A 20,799-nucleotide genomic window follows, 5' to 3' on the forward strand; every position below is an offset into this window, starting at 1 on the left:
TGGACTGCAATACTCGGCAGTTATACTAGTTTCTGTTGATTGGTTGCGGGCAACGTCCCCGACCAATGAAAGTTGAAAGTATATAAATCGAAAATTGTTTTACTACCATATAGGAGAGTGTCTTAAATAATGAAAATCAAAAACTTAGTATTATCATCAACCGCCGCCTTAGCCTTGTTCGCCATCTCAACGACCGCTGCTAACGCCGATACCGTTACTGTTAAAGCCGGTGACACCGTCTCAGCTATTGCCAAGACGCACAACACCACGGTTTCAGCTATCGAAAAGGCGAATAAGCTAGCTAACGTTAACTTGATCTTCGTTGGCGACAAGTTGGAAGTTAACGGTACTTCAACGACCAGTGCCGCAGCACAATCCATGACGAGCCAAGCAACCAGCTCCGCTGCAACGACTTCAACTGCTAGCGCCGCTTCAACTAGCAACACTAGTGCAACGAGTGCCGCACCACAATCCGTTGCGAGCCAAGCAACGAGTTCCGTTGCTAAGAGCGCCGCAACTTCAACTGCTAGCGTTGCGTCCTCAACGAGCACGTCTTCAGCAAGTACGGCCGCTTCATCAGCAAGTACGCAATCAGCTGCTAGCCAATCAACTGCTAGTCAAGCAACGTCTTCAACGAGCCAAGCAACGAGTTCCGCTGCAACGACGAGCACGTCATCAAGTGCGGCTTCAACGAGCTCAGCTTCATCAAGCTACACTGGTAGCAACTTACAAAGCTACGTCTTAAGTCAAATGTCATCGCGGACTGGGGTTTCTGCTTCAACTTGGAACAAGATCATCACCCGTGAATCAGGTTGGCAAACAACGGTCAAGAACAGCACGAGTGGTGCCTATGGTTTATTCCAAAACATGCACATCAGCTCAGGTTCCGTTGAAGACCAAGTCAACGCTGCGGTTAGCTTATATAACGCACAAGGCATGTCAGCTTGGGCCCTTTAAGCACAACCCGGTTTTAAATTGAATTTAAATAATGAAGCTGGTTAGGAAGCAATGTCTTCTTAACCAGCTTTTTTTAGGTTTTTTACCAATTGGTGCTGAGATTACCGCCAGCAGCGGGTATAACCGGTTGGTTAGAACACTACGGGGATCTATTTGGATGCCGATTCAAGTAGTATGGATTTTTCCAGCTACGGTTCCCAGCCCGTTAAAACGACTTTGCCAACCATCGTGCCGGCTTCAACGGCGGCGTGGGCCCTTTTGAGATTAGCTGCATTGATGGGACTGTAATGCAGTTTGTTGATGGGTTGCAGGCTGGCGTTTTCGTAAAGTTCAGCTAGGTGGGTTAGGATGTGATGTTGCGAAATTTGAGTTGCAGTCTGGTAGTACGACTTACTGTACATCCACTCCCAGGCAAAGGTTGCCCGCTTTTTCGTCAGTTTTTGGAGGTCAATGAGGCGGTGATTTTCGGTGGTCGCCACGATGCGACCATCCGGCTTAATGAGCGTCGCGATTTCTTGCCAGTGCGCGTCGAGATTATTTAGGTTCAGGACGTAGTCAACGTAGTGGTACCCGGCCCGGTGAACTTGGGCGCTGAGTTCCTGGTGATGGTCAATAATTAGGTCGGCTCCAAGTTGTCGGACCCACGCGATGGAAGCGGGACGCGAAGCCGTTGCAATTACCGTGAGGCCGGCTAATTTTGCCAACTGAACGGCCATGGAACCGACGCCCCCCGCACCATTGATAATCAGGATGGTTTGACCCGCGTTTCCAGTCCAGTTTAGTTGTAGTTGTTCAAACAGGGATTCGTAGGCCGTTAAGCCAACGAGCGGCACTGCAACTACTTGGGCAATTCAGGCGATGGCCTATAATGAAGCGAAAACACAGGGTGAAGTGACAAATTGAAGCCGATTAGCGAACTAACGGCGTAGCGCATCATAAGGCTCGAAGCGATGCTCGCAGTGCTTTCGCCAACCGCTGATTTCCGCCACTGACGGTCATCTCGGTGCCAATTGGATACAAAACTACTAAAAAACGAGCGTTAAAAATGGCAATTAGCCGTTTTTAACGCTCGTTAAATAATTTTCAATTAAGATGGTCTGGTTTAGTACCAGCCGTTTGAGAGCCAGTGGTTCTTGGCGTTTGTCCATGAACCGTAGCGGGAAGAAACGTAGTTGTTCGCAACCCGTTCCTGGTTAGCGGCGGAGTAGTCACCGTTTAAGTATGAAGCACTTAATTGGTACTTACCGATGTATTGACCGTTACGGGCGCTGTATGAACCACCAGATTCTTTTCCAGCAATCCAAGCCTTAGCAGCACTGTCGGAACTGTTACCAGCATTGTAGTTTGTTGCTGGGGTCGTTGCCTTAGCAGCGGGTGCTTGAGCTTGTGGCTGTGCCTGCGTCCGTTGTTGTGGTTGCGCCTGTTGGGTTTGTTGTTGTTGTGGTTGTGCTTGTTGGGTCTGCGTTTGTGCTTGTTGCGTCGTTGCTTCCCCGTCAAGTTCAAGTTGTTGACCAACGAAGATTAAGTTAGCGTTTTGTAATTTATTAGCTTGTTTGATTGCGTCGACCGTAGTGTTGTGGTCAGCGGCGATTTCTGAAACCGTGTCGCCCGCCTTAACGGTGACCGTAGCAGCTTGGGCGGTTGCACCAATGGCAAAGAGACTAGTGGCAGCGGCAGCGGTAGATAATAAAGCGTTCTTGATTTTCATACGTGATGTACACTCCTATTTTTAGTCCGAATTTGGCTTGGCCCCGAATTACTTCCAAGCGCTTTTACTATTCCATAGTATAACCGCTGATTGTAACAAACGAATAGCAGGAATTTTACGTTTTTTCATGAATATTGTAATAAATGGCGCTTTTTGTAATCTTCTGTAATATAAGCCGAATGAAATCGGTTAAATTTTAAACTTGATTTTAAGGTGGTTAACGCAAGGATTAATGGTTTGGTTGGCGAACGAACTAAATTGAGTCAAAAAAAAGCCCGTGTTACGGGCTTTTACAATTACTGTAGATTGAACGCTAACGGTGGCTAACGGTTAACCCATCGCGATGTAAGCGCTTTTTGCGTTAAATTTCCACTTATTTTTAGTAACTAGCAAATTAATCAGCTTTTAACTGGACGAGCCAGTTATCCTTCTCCGCGTTGGTGCCTAATTGAGCGGCATCAGCCAAAAGGGTGGTGTTAACCTTCTGAACGGTTCCGCCAAAGGGGGTGCTAATGGTCTGCGTGGTTTCACCGCTGGTTAGCGTGACGAGGGTCGCGCCACTAGCAAGGTGCTGCCCCTTTGCCGGGAGCGCCAGTGCAGTCACGGGGGTTGCCGGCGTCGCGGTAGCAGTTAGGCCTAAAATCAGGCGCTGGTGGGACTTAGTTTGAAGCCAAACGTCGCCGTAAATGGTGGGCGCGTGTTGTTCGCGGTATTCGTCGCGATAATAATTGATCATTTGTTTCCAAGCAGATTGACGTTTTGCCATGTGTAAGATCCTCGTTTTTTGAATTAGGTTAATGATAATAAGCGGTGCATTAGTTGAAAATGGTGCATTAACGCTAGCTTTTTAACGACGCCCAGGCCGGGAAAGCGCGGCGGTGTTTGGAGTGCTAGCAATTCCTGCAGCGCGGGGGTCGCGTTCAGGCCCGTTAAATGCGTTGGCGCCCAGGCCGTTAGTTTCGTTAAGGCCTCGAAAAATTTTTGCCGTTGGCCCCGCATGCTGGCGTTACTGTCGGAGACGAAGTGGTGAATCCGGAGCGTTCCGTCGGCGGTGGCATAGATGACGTGGAGGGCGATCGCCCGTTCCGGCATCCCACGGTCAAAGTAGCGTTGCCCCATTAACGAGTAGTCACCGAAGCCTTGGTAACCAAAGGGGGCTTGCGCCCACAACGCGCCACTGAAAAATTCATCGGGTAACTGCTGGTAATCGGCGACGTGCTCGGGTGTTGTAAGTGAATCCGTCAGCTGAATGGCGCGGTCACCCGCAATCGCGTGGAGCCGGGCCTCGTTGGAAATCAGAATACCAGCAACTTGGCGCAATGCGGCTGTTTGTTGATAGGCGGCCAATAACGGGTAGTTCGGGGCGACTAGTAAACTAGTTTGCTGCGGCCCGGTCGTCAGAAAATCCGCACTAAAATCGTTGGCTAAAATGGCGGCCGGGTGAAAGAACGGGACGTTGCTTAGAGTGGGTAACGGGTAGCGTTTCGCGCTATGGAGCCCGTATAAACTAACTTGCGGGTTAGCAATTAAACTAAACGGTTGTTGCGCGGCTATGAGCGCTTGGACGGTTCGTTGCAGTTCTTTAGAATCTCGGACCGGCTCAATGATTGGGACGATGTGCGGTCCCAGCATGTCAGCCTTTACGAGCGCTTCTAAAGCGAGCATATCATACATCCGACCGCGAAGATAGGGATAATAGGTCATAGGCGCTCTCCCAAATCGGGGGCGTGCAATTTTGCGAGTTGCAGTTTTAGCGCTTGGCACTCAGCGTTGCGGGCGTCCAGCTCGGTTTGCAGGGCGGTAACGGCCTGGTCTTCAAGTTCAGCGCTAAAGCGGTCGTACAAGTTGTGCTCCGGTGTGTAGACGTCGTAGCCCACCTGGGCGCGTTTTCGCAGCTCCTTAAAAAGCTGGTCATCCGAATACAGTTGCAGGCCCTTTTTAACCCGTTTAGCTTTATCGACTTCGCGGAATAGTGAGCCGACGAAGTGGTGGGTCAAAGCCGTTTCATCAACTTGTAAGGCTTGCGCCTGGGCCTTTTTAACGAGTGTTAGGAACCCGGGCGTTCGTAACGGGTGTGGCGCTAAGGCCTTTGCACGTGCATCGAAAGGCTGGTAAATCAGCACGCCAACGTGGGCCGGAATTTCATCCCGAACGGCATCGTATAGCTCGCGCGGCAGGACGAAGTAGTTGTAATGACCAATGAAGGATAACTTAGCCTTCGAGTGGAAGTCGGCCTTAGTTACTTTTAATTCGAAACAGCGCCAAACAACGTCGCCGTTTGCGGCGACTTCGTAACTGAGTGTATCGACGATTCCCTTTTTAGCGGGCATCGAGACTTCCTCCACGACGTAGGCGCCTTGGTCTAAACAGTAGTGGTAGAGGGTCGTTTCAAGTTGTTTCGTGAGTTTGGTTTTCATCGGGGACCTCCGTTTGGTGCCAAAAATTGGCAATCGTCGCCGTTAGTTGTGGGAGTGATTCAATCGTTTGGTAATATTGCCAGTGCGGCGGAAAGAGGGCGGTGTAGCGCCGACTCGCAAAGCGCTGGTCGAGTAACAAAATAATTCCGGTGTCGGTCTGACTGCGAATGAGCCGCCCAGCGGCCTGCAAGACGTTGTTCATTCCGGGCAATTGGTAGGCGTAGGCGAATCCCTGACCGTTTTGGTGATCGTAATAGTCGCGAATCAGGTTCGTTTCGGCGTTGATGCCGGGTAAGCCGACGCTAACGATGGCAACGCCAATTAGGCGGCGCCCCCGTAAATCGATTCCTTCGGAAAAAATTCCGCCGAGAACGCAAAACCCGACGAGCGGCTGATCATCGTCAATATTGAAGCGGTCGAGAAAGGCTTGCCGTTCGGCGGCCGCCATCGTTGGGGCCTGCGCCACCGTGGTGAGCTCCGGATGGGCCTGGGTAAACGCTGCCTGAACTTGGTGTAAATACCCGTAGGACGGGAAAAAGACGAGGTAGTGACCGCGTTTACCAGTCACGAGCGCGGATAAACTAGCCACGATGCGGTCTAAGTTATGTGCGCGTTGATGATAGGTCGTTTGCACGTAGCGGGTGACCAAAATCGCCTGGTGCTTGGGTGGAAATGGCGATGGTAGTTGGTAGGCTAAGCTATTCGCCTCGCCACCCAATACACGTTGGTAGTAACTCATGGGTGACAACGTTGCGGAGAACAGAACCGCGCCTGCGCCGAGGCTCAGCGAACGGTGCAGAAAGTCACTGGGATCAAGGCAGAGCTGCTTGACGGTTAAATGGTGCTCCGTGTAAACGTAGCGGGTTTGGTAACTGCCGTCGTACCAGTCCCCGATTTTAACGAACGTTAGGCTCGCAAAAAAATAGTCCCGAACCGCATCCACTAGCGGCGACGGTTTTTGGGTGGTTAGCCAGTCAGTGACGAACTCGTTGAACTTTCGTAACACTGGCAGTAACCGTTCCGGTGGGTCGGGCAGCACTTGTTCGGTCGCGTCTTCTTCAAACAGGCTCTTGGTCAGCCGGGTAAACCCGCGCCGAACCTTCTTCAAAGCCTGCTGGAGGTCGTCACTGGGTTGCGTTTGATCGGGCTTCGCCAATTTTAACAAGCCCGCAATCGGCTGATCACTAATTTCGGCCGAGTACATGGCCCGCGAGCGGCTCACGAGGTTGTGGGCCTCGTCCACCAAGAAAAAGTTATCATCGTCATCCTCACTAAAGAAGCGTTGCAAGTATACCAACGGATCAAAAAGGTAGTTATAATCGCAAATGACCAAGTCGCAGAAAAGTGACGCGTCGAGCGAAAATTCAAACGGGTCGACGGTGTGTTTGCGCGCGTATTGTTCAATAACGGGCCGGGTCAACTGATCCTCGTGGGTCAATAAATCCTTTAACGCCGGCTTTAAACGGTCATAGTAGCCCACCATAAAGGGGTTCTCTTCTGGGAGGAGGTCTTGCTCCTCGGCAAAGCGAATCTGATCCTTAGCGGTGAGGGTAATACTTTTTAAACGCAGGCCCTTGTTAGCCATTAAGGCGACTGCTTCTTCGGCAACTCGGCGGGTACTCTGCTTAGCGGTCAGGTAAAAGAGCCGTTCAATCAGGTCTTGCCCCATGGCCTTAATCGCGGGAAATAGCGTCGAAATTGTTTTACCAGTTCCGGTAGGTGCTTCCACGAATAAGCGCTTTTGAAGGCGGATGGTCTTGTAAACGGCCGCGGCCAGTTCCCGTTGGCCCGTGCGAAAAGCGGGAAACGGAAACGCAAGCGGTTCAATCGAAGTGTTGCGGCGATGGCGCAGGTCGGCTCGGAGGGTCAACCAATACTCGTATTCAGTAATTAAGTCCTTAAAAAATTGATCGAGTTCGGCGCGGTGAAGCACTTTTTGCGTCTTAGTAATTTTTTCGGTTGAAACTTGGAAATACGTTAATTGAAGCGTCACTTGGTCCAAATCGGGATGGGCTTGTAATAACAGGTAGCCGTAAACTTTGACCTGACCCCAGTAAAGTGTCAGGGTATTCGTGCTGAGGTCAGTGAAGTCCTGATCGGAGGTTTTGATTTCTTCGATTAAGGCCCCGTCGGCGTTTAATTGAAGGCCGTCGGCGCGGCCCGAAATGATGTAATCGGCGTTGTTCATCGTGACGGTCGTCTTCAAATAGACTTCGCTCGCGTAGTCGCTACCACGGGTGCTTTGAAGTTGGCGGTGGATTTTGGCCCCGGCCAGGGCAGTATTTTGGCTGTTTTTGACGTCGTTTAGGTCGCCCTGACGGAGAACGAATTCAACTAATTGGCGGATGCCAATTTTAGTGGCCACGGTGGACACCTCCTGCTTGCGTAGAAATTAAACCTATTATAAAACAGATGTTCGTATTTGGATAGAGTGTGAGGGCCAGCGGGTTGGTTTGAGGATTAGCCTAGCCAGTGGTGCTATGCGGGTTTTGCATGGTACCGCTGGCGTAGCTAACCGCAGAACCAAGCTGGCCCGAACACGTTTCGGCTATATCGCAGTAAAGCAACTAGTTGTCGCGGGTTATGCGATGGCGGCTTAGCGTAGCAAGCGCAGATGCCAGTCTGGCCGAACACGTTTCGACAATCGTTGTCTAAAAATAAAAACAAGACCGTGACGTTTGCCACGGCCTCCTAAAAAGTAACTTAAAAATGTAACCTGTGAGTAGTCGAAGTTAATGGAACCAGTTACTGTGACGGCGACGAATTGCCTTGCGAATGCTCAATCCGTAACTAGTGATTGCACCGGTTAAAATAACCGCTATGAGCGCTCCCAGCCAAGAGTGGGGCGAGCTATAGTAACTCGCGTAACCAGCGCCAAGACTAACGGCGATAATGACGGGAACGAGTAAAAATACGGGCGCTGGGTGAAGAAAAATCACTGCCGCAATCCACAGCACCGCTGCCGCAATGACGGCGTCCACACTGATTGACGATCCAAAACTGAGCCATAACCCACCGAGGGCTAATAGACTGCCAATGATAAATAAGAGCAGTGCGAAACAGTTGCTAAGAGTCCAGAAAAAGCGTTTGTTAGTCATGAGAATCGCCTCGCTTTCTTTACTCGTATTATACCGTAAAAGGGCCGTTTGAAAGAAACCAGATGCACCCGGGTTCGTTTACAAATTAACAAATTTGTTGCCTTTTACAAGAAACCCTTGAAAGCGCATCCATTATTGATTAAACTGACAGTAGGCACACTTGATGATGGATGGAGGAAAAACGATTATGGCAAAAGTTTTAGCAATTAACGCTGGTAGTTCAACATTAAAATGGAAGCTCTTTAGCGTTCCCGAAGAAAAGGTGATCGCTTCAGGGATGGTTGACCGGTTGGGGTTACCAAATTCCGTTTTTAAACTGAAAAAAGCAGATGGTACGAAGTATTCTGAAACCAAGGATCAGATTGATGCCCACGAAGCAGCCGCCATGGTGCTGACTCGCTTGAAGAGTGACGGTATTCTCGAGCATTTAACTGAAATCACGGGCGTTGGTCACCGGGTCGTTGCCGGTGGCGAACGGTTCCAAGATTCCGTTGTGATTACGCCAACGACGTTGAAGCAAATTAAAGATTTGTCCGAATACGCGCCGTTACATAACCCAACGCAAGCTTATTATATTGAAGTTTTCCAACAATTATTACCAAAAACGGTTCAAGTTGCCGTGTTTGATACCTCATTGTTTGCGAAAATGCCAAAAGTTAACTATTTGTACAGCTTGCCGTATGAATATTATCAACAATTTGGTGCGCGGAAGTATGGGGCCCACGGGACAAGTCACCGTTACGTTGCCAATCGAACCGCTGAATTGTTAGGTAAACCATTAGACGAACTGAAATTAATTACCTTACATTTAGGGTCAGGTGCGTCAATTACGGCGTTTGACCACGGTAAGGCGATTGATACGTCAATGGGCTTTACCCCATTAGCTGGGATCACGATGAGTACTCGTTCCGGAGATGTTGATCCGTCGGTTATTCCGTTCTTGATGCGGCACCTCGGAATTTCCGACGTGCAAGACTTCATTGATATCTTAAACCATAAGTCCGGGTTACTCGGGATTTCTGGCATTTCACCAGACATGCGGGACTTGGATAAAGCGAAGGATAGCAACGAACGGGCCGAATTAGCACTGGATATCTTTGCGAACCGGGTTGTGAAGTACGTTGGGAGTTACGTCGCCGAAATGAACGGTTTGGACGCCCTCGTCTTTACTGCCGGGGTTGGTGAAAACTCCGTTGCAATGCGGGCTCAGATTGCTAAGCAACTGGGTTACTTTGGGGTCACGATTGATGACGCTAAAAACGATACGCACGGCGAAGAACAGGTCATCAGTCAGGATGATGGCCCGGTTAAAGTGATGGTTGTCCCAACGAACGAAGAATTAATGATTGTTCGCGACGTGGAACGCCTCGCACACCGTAATCCGGTAATGAACTAAATTCAAATAATTAAGGAAAAGTGGCTGGTAAACGCAATCGGGGGTGGTTGCGGTACCGGCCACTTTTTTTACGGTGCTGAAAGTGCGACCATCCCGCTAGCTCGTAAAGTCAATTTAAATTGAAGTAACCTTTTAGCTGAAAATCCGGTCAATAGCGAGTACCATTAAATTATCAATAGGCTGTATCAAATTAAATTGCGATATAGCTAACCAGTGAGTTAGGTAAAAGCTTGAAAGGGGTTAGTAGGATGGCAGTAACGTTAGTTCTTGGCGGTGGCTACGCGGGTATGCGGGCCGTGAAATTTTTGCAACGCGGGCTTCCCAATGATGATCAGTTAATCTTGGTGGATCAAACCGGGACCCACACGGAAAAGACCAATTTACACGAGGTTGCAGCGGGGACGATTGCACCGGACCAGATCACGTATCAAATTGACCGGGTAATTGCGGACCGGGTCAAATTAGTGACGGCAACGGTCACTAAAATTGACGTTGAAACGCGGACGGTCGCGTTTGCCGACCACGCGGCTTTACGGTACGACTATTTAGTGGTTGCGCTTGGCTTTCAATCGGAAACGTTCGGCGTCCCTGGCGCGGACGAAAACGCGTTGCCGATGGACGATTTGGCTAGTGCTAAGGCGGTCGCGCACCACATCGGACGCCAAATTCGTAATTATCGCCAGTCGCACGATGACCGGGATTTGAAGGTTGCGGTTTGTGGCGCCGGTTTTACAGGCATCGAACTGTTAGGTGAATTGACCCAGTCACTACCCAAGTTAACGACTAAGTACCAGACGCCCGCGGTTGAATTGGTTTGTTTCGAACGGATGCCGTCGATTTTACCAATGTTCACCGAAAAATTGCAGACGTACGCGCTCGATTTCATGGCTAAAAATAACGTAGACATGCGCTTAGGCGCAAGCATCACGGCGATTAAGCCCGGAGCAGTGCTGTATAAGGACGACGCTGGAAACGAGCACGAATACGAGACCAACACGATTATTTGGACGGTCGGTGTCAGTGGCTCGCACGTCATTGCTGATTCCGGCTTCGACCAGCGGCGCAACCGGGTGAGCGTCCAGCCGGACCTGACGCTCGCTAAGCACCCCGAAGTCCTAATCGTGGGTGACGTTGCCGCGGTCATGCCGCCGGATGGGGAGCGACCGTACCCAACGACTGCCCAAATTGCGTTAGCTTGTGGCGAACACGCTGCTAAAAACATTATTGCCCACCGGCAAGGCAAGCCGATGACACCGTTTAAGTACGAATCTAGTGGGACGGTAGCGTCACTTAGCGACCGCGACGGGATCGGCGAACTGTTTAGTAGTCAGCGACCCGTGCACGGCTACGTCGCGTCAGCTTTGAAAAAGGTCATTACGGACCGCTCATTGTTGGAAAGTGCGAACCTGGGGACCGTCTTTAGTAAGGGCCGGTTTGACTTGTACCATTAAAATTGATTGAATGTTAAATAAGAGCGTGTGCCAAAAGTCGGACTTTTGGCGCACGTTTCGGTTATTAACATAAGGTAACTCTTTGGTTTGGGGATGAGTTTGCTTCATCAAATTGATTCCGTTAAGGTCGTTGTGGACCGCTTAGCTGCGGGCCTAAAATAGTGTCGATCATCAATAAAGTCCGCTCTGAATTGGTTTAACTCAGAGCGGACTTTATTTGGCTAAGTTATGTACTTACCGCACGTGTCGATTAACCGGGGTGTTCAATGAACGGACCCGGGCCACGTTTTGCTGCGGCGTAAAAAAGTGGAGTCGTGGGACGAACGTCAGTGCAGTACGCGCCACGCCAAATTGTGAAAAGGTGGCGCCGTTGGCCTCGATGGCCGCATTGATGCGTTGATTATGCCAATCTTCCATTAGCAAGCCTTCTTTGATGGATTACTCTAAAATGAGTTAATTCACATTTTATCATCATTTTCTAATAATTCAAGTCGAACGCCCGCTGTAACCAACGTAGGGTGGCCGTGCTAATCCGTTGAGATTTGAATTCCCCGGACTTGCCGACTGGCGACCACAAGCGCAATCACCAATAATCCCCCGTAAACGGCGGCAATGATCAGGGAGAGTTGCGGCTCGATATTTAAATTTGCCGAGCTGGTGGGGTGCTCAACAAGTTGAACAACGACCGAGATGTCGGTTGCCGCGTGCAATAAAATTGGTAATAGTAGGTTCCGAGTTCGGACGTATAGCCCCGCAAAGAAGGTCCCAAGGGCCATCGCGAATAAAATTTGCGGCAGAACGTAGGTCAGCGCAATGTGGCTACTATTGATTAAATGGAGACCCCCAAATAAGGCGCTTGAAAGTAAAACGACGAGGAGCGGTCGTCGTGGCCACGTTCGTGCAAGTAACGGAATCAGGACACCCCGAAAAACGTATTCCTCAGTAATGCCAATGAGGAGGACGTAGCCGAGGTAGCGAACGACCAATCCTGAAAGGGGGAGGTGAACGAGCTTAGCAACGTTGGCAGAACAGAGCACCCCGACAACGATTAGTGCGGGAAGGGCCTGCCGAAGCTGGGTGCCGAGTTGCCGGCCGTTCCACCAGTGAACGGGAACGTGAGCAATCCAACGATTAAACGCAATCACGCCCAGTAAGACGACGGCGTCCTGCGCAATGCCGTTATAACTTGCCGGAATGAAGTTGAGACCGGCTAATAATGCAACCCCGAAAAAGAGTGCGAGCACCCAGAGGTAGAGAAATAAAGCGGTGATAATGCCGCGACGAATGCGATGCATGGCTGAAGCCTCCTATTCATGACTAGTCCTATTTTACCATGTACAGGTCCGCGATAGTATGGACAAGTTTACGACAGCTAAAGGGCCGCGACTGCTTACCGGAATAATTGAGAGTTAAACAAAAACGGGACCACCTAACATTCAAGGATGGTGTTAGGCGGTCCCGTTGCTGGTGGCAATACCAGCATCGTTAATGGTTCATCTTAAATTCTAGGTAGCGGTCGTTATACAGCCCGACCTTTGCCGGTGATAAATCCTTGTAAATCTGTAAGTGGCGAATCGTTTCGTCACTCGGATAAAACTGCCGGTCGTTGCGAATTGACTTCGGTAACAGCGCCTTAGCGGGTGCGTTTGGCGTGGCGTAGCCGATGTACTCGGCGTTTTGCGCGGCGTTTTTGGGTTCACTCATAAAGTTTAGGAAGGCGTAAATGGCCTTAAAGTGCTTGGCCGTTTTAGGAATGACCAGGTTGTCAAACCAGAGGTTGCTGCCTTCGGACGGCACGACGTAGTGGAGGTGCGAATTGCTGGCGAGCATTTCGCTGGCTTCTCCCGACCAATCGACGGCAATGGCGGCTTCGTTTTGAATCATGTACATTTTGATTTCGTCGGCCACGACCGCCTTGACGTTCGGCGATAAGCGGTTGAGCTTATTGCGAGCGGCCAGCAGCGTTGCCGGATCCGTCGCGTTCATTGATTTGTTCATGGACGCTAATGAGAAGCCCATCACGTCGCGGGCACTATCGATCAACATAATTTGATCGTGGTACTTCGTCTGCCAGAGGTCGTCCCAGTGTTGGATACTGCCAGGTTTGACAAATTTATCGTTATAAATAATGCCCAACGTTCCCCAGAAGTATGGCACCGAATAGCGATTATGCCGGTCAAAAGCGAGGTTCATGAACCGGGAATCGTAATTTTGCATCCCGGTTAACCGGTTTTTATCCAGCGGTAACAATAAGTGGGCCCGTTTCATTTTTTCAATCATGTAGTCACTAGGGACGGTCAAGTCGTAACTCGTGCCCCCCTGTTTGATTTTAGTGAACATCGCTTCGTTACTATCAAAGGTTTCGACGTTGACGTGGTAGCCGGTTTCCTTTTGGAATTTTTTTAACAGCCCCGGGTCAATGTAGTCGCCCCAAGTATAGAGATTTAGTACCTTGGCACCAGTGCTTCCCGAAGTTCGTTCTAAGTGATTGGCGCCAAACGCGAGCAGGCCGCACACGACGAGTAGGCCAATAATGGCACTAATTAATTTTTTCATTTCCGCCGCCCCCTCGTTGCTGCCCGCCGGTGCCGACTACTGTACTGGTTAATAAAGTAGTAGCCGACGACGAGGACGAGCGCCATTAAGAACATCAAGCCAGATAGCGCGTTAATTTCGAGGTTGATTCCTTGCCGGGCCCGCGAATAAATTTCAACGGATAGCGTGGAAAAGCCGTTCCCGGTGACGAAGAAGGTGACGGCAAAGTCATCGAGTGAGTAGGTCAGCGCCATGAAAAAGCCGGAAAAAATACCGGGCATGATGTAGGGAATAACGACCTGACTCAGCAACTGCCAGTTATTGGCTCCCAAATCGGCCGCCGCGTCTAGTAAGCTGGTACTCATTTCCTGGATTTTAGGAAGCACCATTAAAACCACGATTGGAATGGAAAATGCAATGTGACTTAGCAATACCGAACCAAACCCCAGTGGGATTTTGAGGGCGGTAAAGAAGATCAAAAAGCTGGCCCCGATAATGACGTCCGGTGACACCATTAAAATATTGTTTAGCGAGAGCAGCGTATTTTTGGTGAGTGGCCGGGTAACGTTATTGATGCCGAGCGCTCCCAGTGCCCCCACCGCAGTTGCAATGATTGAGGACAGGAAGGCCACTAGTAATGTATCTAAGAAAATGGCAATTAGGCGACTATCCGCGAATAATTCCTGGTAGTGGGCCCAAGTGAAGCCGTGAAAATTGGTCATTGTACTGCCCTGACTAAAGGAGTAAACAATTAAAAAAACAATCGGCGCGTATAAAATAATGAAGACAAACCAAAGGTACAGGTAACGCCATTTAAATTGAAGTCGTTTCATTTTGTCAGCCCCTTTCCTGACCGCCGTTTCCGGCCGCCGGTGAGCCACATGATAATGACCATCGCAATGATTAAGACGACGCCAATCGTGGAACCCATCCCCCAGTTCATGGTGGTTAAAAAGTGTTCCTCAATCGCAGTCCCTAAGGTAATCACTTTGTTCCCGCCAATGAGGCGCGTCAACATGAAGAGTGACAATGACGGGATAAAAACGGCTTGAACCCCAGCTTTAACGCCCGGTAACGTCAGCGGGAAAATGACGCGACTGAAGGTTTGCCAGTTGGTGGCCCCCAGATCGCGGCTAGCGTTAACGTAGGACGCGTTTAATTCGCTAATGGAATTATAGATGGGTAAGACCATGAACGGAATTTGAATGTAGGCGGCAACAAAAATGAAACTAAATTTAGTAAACAGAAGTTGCTGTGGGCCGATGCCAATGAAACTTAGAAACTGGTTGGCAATTCCGGCTTGACTAAAAATCCCGATAAAGGCATAGGCTTTGAGTAATAAGTTGATCCAGGTCGGCATGATGATTAATAAGAGCCAAAGTTGCGGATGCTTGGTTGCGTTCAGCAAGTAGGCCGTTGGGTAGCTAATCAACAAGGTCGCTAACGTGATTAAAAAGGCGTACCAGACCGAATTAAGGGTCATCATTAAGTAAGTATTAGATGAAAAGTACGTCTGGTAGTTAGCGAGTGTGAACTGACCATCAATGTTAAAAAATGATTGATAAATTAATAGGATGACCGGTGCGATAACGAACAGGGCGATCCATAAAACGTACGGCACAAAGTAAGCCGTGTTGCGGCTAAGTCGTTGTTTACGTTGCATGTTGCCACCCCCTAATCCGCATCTTCGTCGTCATATTGTTCCAGTCGGGCATCGAAGGCGGCTTCACTTTCATTGAGCCGCATCACGTGAATGTCTTGTGGGTCAAAGGTCAGACCGATTGGTTCGCCCTCATCAGCTGGGTTGGTTGAATGAACCAGCCATTCGTTGTGGTCATTGTCGTAGGCAACAATTTCAAAGTAGTTGCCCCGAAAAAGCTGTGAGTCGACCGTGACGACCAGTTTCCCCTGGTCGGCCTTCACGATGTCCAAGTCTTCGGGCCGTAAGACAACTTCGACGGCCTCGTTGGGGTGCATCCCACCGTCCGCGCATTCAAAGCGCTTGCCGACAAACTCAACCTCGTAATCCTGAATCATTTTACCGGGGATGATGTTGCTTTCCCCAATAAAGTTAGCAACGAAGTGGTTGATTGGTTCATCGTAAATATCGACGGGGGAGCCGCCTTGCAAGATTTCGCCGGCCTTCATGACGAAGATCTCGTCACTCATGGCGAGGGCTTCTTCCTGGTCGTGGGTAACGAACAGGAAGGTGATGCCGAGTTGTTGCTGTAGTTCCCGGAGTTCGTACTGCATGTCCTTACGTAGCTTGGCATCCAACGCGGAAAGGGGTTCGTCGAGGAGCAACACTTTTGGCCGCATGACTAGTGCTCGAGCAATTGCGACCCGTTGTTGCTGTCCGCCAGAGATTTCACTGATCTCGCGGTCACCAAAATCGGGGAGCTGAACGAGCGCGAGTGCGGATTGGACCCGCGACTCGATTTCGTCCTTCGGAACTTTATGTAGCTTTAAGCCAAAGGCGACGTTTTCAGCAACGGTCATGTGTGGAAAGAGGGCGTAGTCTTGAAAGACCGTGTTGACTTGCCGCTGATTTGCCGGAAGCCCGTTGATGACTTGGCCGTCGAAATAAACTTGACCAGCCGTGACGTCTGTAAAACCAGCAATTGTTCGTAAAATGGTCGTTTTACCGCACCCGGATGGGCCGAGTAAGGTATAAAATTTACCGGCTTCTAATTCTAAGTTGATGTCCTTGAGAATCTGATGATCCCCATAACTTTTACATACGTTTGTGAGTCGAATAATTGGTTGTGGATTAACCGCCAAGGTAAAAACCCCCTTAATAAATTACAAGTAAGACGCGGTGGTTACTAGGGTAAACGTGCAGGCCGTTTGCCCGCTGTTAAAAATTTGGTGCGCCTTAGTTGCGTGAAAGTACAGGGTGTCACCAGCCGTTGCCTGGTAGCGTTGCTTACCAAGTTGTAAGCTGAGGGTTCCGGATTGAACCAGAACTAACGTTTCGGCAACCGACGGCTCGAACGGTTTGAACCGACCGTTGGGTGCGAGCGTAACGGTGATTGGTTCCATTTCATTTTCATTCGATGCCGGAACAAGCCATTTGAGTTGGTAACCAAGTGTGGCATCGTCGTAAGTGGTTTGCTCAGACGGGTGATAAACGACTTGGTGCGTTGGTTGCTCGGCTGAAAAGAAACTGGCCGGCGAACTTCCCAGTACTGCTAAAATTGAAAAAAATGTTTCCATTGAAGGCGATGACTGACCGTGCTCGAGTTGTGAAATGTAGCCTTTACTGAGATCCGTTCGTTCGCCCAATTCTTCCTGTGTCAGTTGTTTTTGGACCCGCAGTTCGCGAATTCGCTGACCAATATCCATGGCGACCACCCCCCTAGGTAGTTTTATTTGAGTAAACTTTAAGTTTAGTTCAGGCTTTAATTATAGCGAAAAGTGCCCGCGTTTCAAGCTTAATTTCAGTCAATTTCATTGTAACTTAGATTGCGGGTTTAGACATGTGAAAACCGTTTGATTCTTAAGCGCGGGGAGCGGTTTTAGTCGTTTTTGCTAACGGTTATTAAGCACCTTAGTGAAAGGGCCTTGAAAATTAACGTGGTTAGAAATGCAAAAGAAGCTACGACGAGGGTCGCAGCTTCTGAGATGTTTTTTTGGGGGGGACGAAACGTGTTCGGCCAGACCGGTATTTGTGCTTGCTACGCTAACGCGCCATCGCCAAGCCCAGGAGACAACGCCTTAGCTAGGCAGTGCTCGGCATCAACCCGGTATTTTTCTGCAATATAGTCGAAACGTGTTCGGTCCAGCTGACGCCTGCGCCTGCTACGCTAAGGACACAATGCCAAAGCCCGGCATCATGCCCTTAGCTAGGCAGTGCTCAGCATCAACCCGCTGGGCCTCACACTCTTAATCTGCCCGATACACCACTTCAAAGACCTCGCTAACCATCGGCGTATCGGCGTTCAACGATTGGCCGTGAGCCTCGAGCGTTGGCGTGAATTGCGTCGTTTTACGAGTCCGCCAGTCACCAATGGTGCGGTCGCCCTCGCCTTCGTGATAGGCGTGTTCGGCAGAAATCCGGTAAAACGGGATTAGTTCGGAAACGACGGTTTTGATAATCGCTACCGGCTTCATCTCACCGTTTAGCAGGATGTTATAGTCACCAACTTGCGGAATTGCGACTTGCTCGTGAGTATACGAATCAAGTGGCGTCGTCGTTGCGGTCTTAGTGCCGGCCAAAACGAGGTCGGTTAAGGCTTGGACGGCTTGCGGCTGGGACTGGTCACCGAACCACCGGGTTTGATAGCTTGCCCCGTGGGTGTCGGTCGTTTCATTGTAAGCGTTCCATAATTGTTCAGCTGATTGTGCTGGCATCGTGTCACCTAGTTTCATGAGATATAGTTGAATCCGTTTGCGTAAATGAAAACGAATTCACAACGATAGTATAGCATGACCAGTTCCGAAACGGCACGCTTAGCGACCGGAAATTATGAACGAGCGTAGCGGTAAAGGGCCGGTCTGGTATAATACAAGTGTGAATTGGAGGAAACTAATGATGATAGAAATTACGCCAGTCAAAGCCAGTGACTTGCCGCAAATCATGGCGATTGAAAAGGCCGGCTTTTCGAGTGCTGAAGCCGGGAGCGAGGCGGCCTACCGTGAGCGAATCGACCGGTTAGCGTCAACGTTTTTAGTTGCACGTGACCAGGCGGTTGTTCTCGGATTTATCGTCGGACCAGCTAGTGGTGCGCGCTACGTTGAAGATGGCATGTTTGAAAAAACGCCGACAAATTTGCCGCGCGGTGGGCACCAACTGGTTTTAACGTTAGCCGTTTCGCCGTTAGCGCGGCATCAGCGGGTTGGAAGCCAGCTTCTGCAAGCGCTGGAGCAACAGGCTCGGAAATTAGGCCGCAAGAGCATGTCGTTGACCTGTCTTGAAAAATTGGTGCCGTTTTACGAACAAAACGGGTTTGTTAATCAGGGCGTCGCGGCGTCGACGCACGCGGATGAAACTTGGTACAATTTAGAGAAAGTCTGGGAATCGTAATGAAATTAGCAGCTTTACAAGCGCAATTACCGAATTTTAAAATCCGGTTATTAACGCAAGCGGATCAAGCCGACCTGCTGGCATTAGAGCAAACTAATCCGGCTTATCACCGGTACTTCACACCGGAACCGTTAACCGCGACCGAAATTCAGCGAGATTTAACGGCTCATCCGGAGGGCGTCGTGGCCGCCCAAAAGCAGGTCTTTGGGTTCTATTTAGCGAACCGGTTGGTGGCCGTTTTGGACCTCTTAAATCAGTATCCCCAGGAGCGCTTTTTGTTCGTGGGACTGTTGATGGTTAATAAAACTTACCAACGAAAAACGATTGGAACGGTCATTATGACCGGTTTAATGGCGGCCGCGCAACAAGCGGGCATCGTTGCCATTCAATTGACTCGGGTCACGGCGGACACGGCCAGTGCGACTTTTTGGCGTCAGCTCGGCTTTGAGGATGGGGACCAACTATTTTTACCGTTGACCCATGGTGACCGATTACCAGTCACGACCATGACCCGTTTATTAGCCGAAATTTCTTAGTAAATCCTCATCAAAAAAGGGTTCTAAACTGCGGGGGTTCGTGTTAAACTCTCTCTGAATTTAAAACTAAGAAATGAGGCTAATTTTATAATGATTAAACGGTGGGGTAAGGCTGATACTGGGATGCTCGTTGCGGCCGGATTGATTTTAGCAGGTTTGTTTTACTTCTTTGAATTGACCGCCAACTTGCAACTCAGTTTGATTGCCTTTCCAGTTAGTTTGATTGCGCTGATGGGGATTATGGAATACGCTGCTAGTGAATTAAGAAAAAAATAAGGATTCGTCAAAAACGACCAACTCACGGGATTGATAGTGGGTTGGTCGTTTTTGACTGTCCGTGGTGGGGTTGCGTTTGGCGGCTTATTCGGTATGATAGGCTCAATAGTACAGTGTCATACAGTTAAGGGGGGACCGCGATGCAGATTGATCACCACAGTAGTCAGCCGTACTACTTACAAATCGTTACCGGAATTCAGCGGGATTGCGCTCAGGGAATTTTACGGGTGGGGGATCAGTTACCGTCCGTGCGCGAAATGGCTAAACGCCACCTGTTGAATCCAAATACGGTTAGTAAGGCGTATAAACAACTGGAGGCGCAACACGTGATTCAAACGGTCGCTGGCAAGGGGACCTACGTTGCGACGACCACGCAGGCCGAAACCCGGCAACGTATTTACGATCGTTTACAGGAACTAGTCACGCAGGCGCAAGCAGCGGGAATCACCGTCGCGGAACTAGCAAACTGGTTAGCACAGATGAGGGGGACGTCGAAATGATATTAGCGATTGAACAATTAGGAAAACGAATTAACCAGCGGGCAACGCTCACTGAAATTAGCTTCACGGTTCAGCCTGGGCAAATGGTGGGGGTCGTTGGCCGGAACGGGGTCGGGAAAACCACGCTTTTTCGGACGATCAACGGCCAGTGTTTGCCAGATAGTGGGCACGTTCTAGTAGCGGGCCACGATTTACAACGGGAGCCAGCTTACCGGACACAACTGTGTTTTATTGATCCGTTGGCTAATTATTTTCGGGGTGCGACGATTCAGGAAGTGCGTCGCGATTACCAAGCAGCTTACCCGGCGTTTGATCAGGCTAAGTTTGACCAACTGATCACGCGTTATCAGTTGGTACCTAACCGAAAGTTACGCCACTTTTCAAAGGGGAATTTTAACTTATTCTTGATTATTTTGGCGGTGGCGACGAACGCACCCTATCTTTTCTTAGACGAACCCCTGGACGGGCTAGACGTGTTGGTGCGCAAGAACATTTTAAGCATTTTGATTGATGAAGTGGCTGGGGGCCAGCGAGCCATCTTGTTAGCGTCGCATAATTTAGCGGAGTTAGAAGGCGTGGTGGACCGGGCCCTAATTTTAAAGGATGGTCGCTTAGTTAATGATTACCAGTTGGAAACGATGCGGGCGCAGGCGCGTAAAGTCCAGCTCGTTTACCGTGATAAGCAGGTGCCGAAACTATTGAATACGGCCGGCCGCATTGTCCACGTTTCTGGACGGGTAATCATCGTTGTTTTTGAGCACTATACGCCGGAACTAGCGGCTCAGCTTGCCGCAACCGAGCCAGTTTTTCAAGAGGAGTTACCGCTGTCGTTGACCGATTTATTTTTGGCAAATTTGACGGATCAAGCGGACTACGAATTATTAGCCTAAAAAGTGGGG

23 protein-coding genes are annotated in these 20,799 nt (G+C 49.8%); 8 read left to right on the top strand and 15 right to left on the bottom strand.

Features of this window, described 5'->3' with window-relative positions; all coding sequences use genetic code 11:
* The first annotated feature begins 129 nt into the window (after positions 1 to 129).
* Positions 130 to 957, top strand: coding sequence for a LysM peptidoglycan-binding domain-containing protein (locus FFM79_RS08040; RefSeq protein WP_137642959.1), 828 nt, complete (start codon positions 130 to 132; stop codon positions 955 to 957).
* 188 nt (positions 958 to 1,145) lie between these two features.
* On the opposite strand, the gene FFM79_RS08045 is transcribed toward FFM79_RS08040, so the two are convergent.
* The 7 genes from FFM79_RS08045 to FFM79_RS08075 form a co-directional block, all read right to left on the bottom strand.
* On the bottom strand, positions 1,146 to 1,790 hold the full coding sequence (locus FFM79_RS08045; RefSeq protein ID WP_225424407.1) for a zinc-binding dehydrogenase: 645 nt from the start codon (positions 1,788 to 1,790) through the stop codon (positions 1,146 to 1,148).
* A gap of 269 nt (positions 1,791 to 2,059) precedes the next feature.
* On the bottom strand, positions 2,060 to 2,665 hold the full coding sequence (gene apf / locus FFM79_RS08050) for an aggregation-promoting factor (RefSeq protein WP_137642961.1): 606 nt from the start codon (positions 2,663 to 2,665) through the stop codon (positions 2,060 to 2,062).
* A 394-nt stretch (positions 2,666 to 3,059) separates the two neighbouring features.
* On the bottom strand, positions 3,060 to 3,431 hold the full coding sequence (locus FFM79_RS08055) for a biotin/lipoyl attachment domain-containing protein (RefSeq protein ID WP_137642962.1): 372 nt from the start codon (positions 3,429 to 3,431) through the stop codon (positions 3,060 to 3,062).
* A 23-nt stretch (positions 3,432 to 3,454) separates the two neighbouring features.
* Positions 3,455 to 4,369: a sce7725 family protein gene (locus tag FFM79_RS08060; protein WP_137642963.1), complete on the bottom strand. Its 915-nt coding sequence runs from the start codon at positions 4,367 to 4,369 to the stop codon at positions 3,455 to 3,457.
* Complete coding sequence (locus tag FFM79_RS08065) at positions 4,366 to 5,082, bottom strand: hypothetical protein (protein ID WP_137642964.1); 717 nt, start codon at positions 5,080 to 5,082, stop codon at positions 4,366 to 4,368. Before FFM79_RS08065 ends, FFM79_RS08060 begins: the two co-directional genes overlap by 4 nt.
* On the bottom strand, positions 5,054 to 7,447 hold the full coding sequence (locus tag FFM79_RS08070) for an ATP-dependent DNA helicase (protein ID WP_137642965.1): 2,394 nt from the start codon (positions 7,445 to 7,447) through the stop codon (positions 5,054 to 5,056). The genes FFM79_RS08065 and FFM79_RS08070 overlap by 29 nt, the downstream gene beginning before the upstream one ends.
* 367 nt (positions 7,448 to 7,814) lie before the next feature.
* Positions 7,815 to 8,180, bottom strand: coding sequence for a hypothetical protein (locus FFM79_RS08075; protein ID WP_137642966.1), 366 nt, complete (start codon positions 8,178 to 8,180; stop codon positions 7,815 to 7,817).
* 187 nt (positions 8,181 to 8,367) lie between these two features.
* Between FFM79_RS08075 and FFM79_RS08080 the strand changes: the two genes are divergently transcribed.
* Positions 8,368 to 9,576: an acetate/propionate family kinase gene (locus tag FFM79_RS08080; protein ID WP_137642967.1), complete on the top strand. Its 1,209-nt coding sequence runs from the start codon at positions 8,368 to 8,370 to the stop codon at positions 9,574 to 9,576.
* 248 nt (positions 9,577 to 9,824) lie between these two features.
* Complete coding sequence (locus FFM79_RS08085; RefSeq protein ID WP_137642968.1) at positions 9,825 to 11,027, top strand: NAD(P)/FAD-dependent oxidoreductase; 1,203 nt, start codon at positions 9,825 to 9,827, stop codon at positions 11,025 to 11,027.
* Positions 11,028 to 11,261: 234 nt separating this feature from the next.
* Here FFM79_RS08085 and FFM79_RS08090 read toward each other — a convergent pair whose 3' ends face one another.
* The 8 genes from FFM79_RS08090 to FFM79_RS08125 form a co-directional block, all read right to left on the bottom strand.
* Complete coding sequence (locus FFM79_RS08090; protein WP_137642969.1) at positions 11,262 to 11,444, bottom strand: hypothetical protein; 183 nt, start codon at positions 11,442 to 11,444, stop codon at positions 11,262 to 11,264.
* A gap of 110 nt (positions 11,445 to 11,554) precedes the next feature.
* Entirely contained in the window at positions 11,555 to 12,322 is a 768-nt protein-coding gene (locus tag FFM79_RS08095; protein WP_137642970.1) for a CPBP family intramembrane glutamic endopeptidase, read from the bottom strand.
* Positions 12,323 to 12,512: 190 nt separating this feature from the next.
* Positions 12,513 to 13,583, bottom strand: coding sequence for an ABC transporter substrate-binding protein (locus tag FFM79_RS08100; protein WP_137642971.1), 1,071 nt, complete (start codon positions 13,581 to 13,583; stop codon positions 12,513 to 12,515).
* Complete coding sequence (locus FFM79_RS08105) at positions 13,580 to 14,395, bottom strand: ABC transporter permease (protein ID WP_137642972.1); 816 nt, start codon at positions 14,393 to 14,395, stop codon at positions 13,580 to 13,582. The genes FFM79_RS08100 and FFM79_RS08105 overlap by 4 nt, the downstream gene beginning before the upstream one ends.
* Complete coding sequence (locus FFM79_RS08110) at positions 14,392 to 15,225, bottom strand: ABC transporter permease (protein ID WP_137642973.1); 834 nt, start codon at positions 15,223 to 15,225, stop codon at positions 14,392 to 14,394. Before FFM79_RS08110 ends, FFM79_RS08105 begins: the two co-directional genes overlap by 4 nt.
* A gap of 11 nt (positions 15,226 to 15,236) precedes the next feature.
* The gene (locus FFM79_RS08115) at positions 15,237 to 16,343 is read right to left on the bottom strand and encodes an ABC transporter ATP-binding protein (protein WP_137642974.1); all 1,107 of its coding nucleotides are present in this window, start codon (positions 16,341 to 16,343) and stop codon (positions 15,237 to 15,239) included.
* Between the two features lie 21 nt (positions 16,344 to 16,364).
* Positions 16,365 to 16,907 carry a helix-turn-helix domain-containing protein gene (locus FFM79_RS08120; protein WP_137642975.1) on the bottom strand — a complete coding sequence of 181 codons (543 nt, stop codon included), beginning with the start codon at positions 16,905 to 16,907 and terminating at the stop codon, positions 16,365 to 16,367.
* Positions 16,908 to 17,447: 540 nt separating this feature from the next.
* Complete coding sequence (locus FFM79_RS08125) at positions 17,448 to 17,915, bottom strand: ASCH domain-containing protein (RefSeq protein ID WP_137642976.1); 468 nt, start codon at positions 17,913 to 17,915, stop codon at positions 17,448 to 17,450.
* 184 nt (positions 17,916 to 18,099) lie between these two features.
* Between FFM79_RS08125 and FFM79_RS08130 the strand changes: the two genes are divergently transcribed.
* The 5 genes from FFM79_RS08130 to FFM79_RS08150 all read left to right on the top strand — a co-directional run bounded on the left by FFM79_RS08130 (position 18,100) and on the right by FFM79_RS08150 (position 20,790).
* The gene (locus tag FFM79_RS08130) at positions 18,100 to 18,588 is read left to right on the top strand and encodes a GNAT family N-acetyltransferase (RefSeq protein ID WP_137643036.1); all 489 of its coding nucleotides are present in this window, start codon (positions 18,100 to 18,102) and stop codon (positions 18,586 to 18,588) included.
* Positions 18,588 to 19,124 carry a GNAT family N-acetyltransferase gene (locus FFM79_RS08135; protein WP_137642977.1) on the top strand — a complete coding sequence of 179 codons (537 nt, stop codon included), beginning with the start codon at positions 18,588 to 18,590 and terminating at the stop codon, positions 19,122 to 19,124. Before FFM79_RS08130 ends, FFM79_RS08135 begins: the two co-directional genes overlap by 1 nt.
* A gap of 90 nt (positions 19,125 to 19,214) precedes the next feature.
* Positions 19,215 to 19,400 carry a hypothetical protein gene (locus FFM79_RS08140; protein WP_137642978.1) on the top strand — a complete coding sequence of 62 codons (186 nt, stop codon included), beginning with the start codon at positions 19,215 to 19,217 and terminating at the stop codon, positions 19,398 to 19,400.
* 140 nt (positions 19,401 to 19,540) lie between these two features.
* The gene (locus FFM79_RS08145) at positions 19,541 to 19,900 is read left to right on the top strand and encodes a GntR family transcriptional regulator (protein WP_137642979.1); all 360 of its coding nucleotides are present in this window, start codon (positions 19,541 to 19,543) and stop codon (positions 19,898 to 19,900) included.
* On the top strand, positions 19,897 to 20,790 hold the full coding sequence (locus tag FFM79_RS08150; RefSeq protein WP_137642980.1) for an ATP-binding cassette domain-containing protein: 894 nt from the start codon (positions 19,897 to 19,899) through the stop codon (positions 20,788 to 20,790). Before FFM79_RS08145 ends, FFM79_RS08150 begins: the two co-directional genes overlap by 4 nt.
* Positions 20,791 to 20,799: the final 9 nt, after the last annotated feature.

This window comes from Lactiplantibacillus modestisalitolerans (assembly GCF_005405425.1).
GTDB classification, from domain to species: domain Bacteria; phylum Bacillota; class Bacilli; order Lactobacillales; family Lactobacillaceae; genus Lactiplantibacillus; species Lactiplantibacillus modestisalitolerans.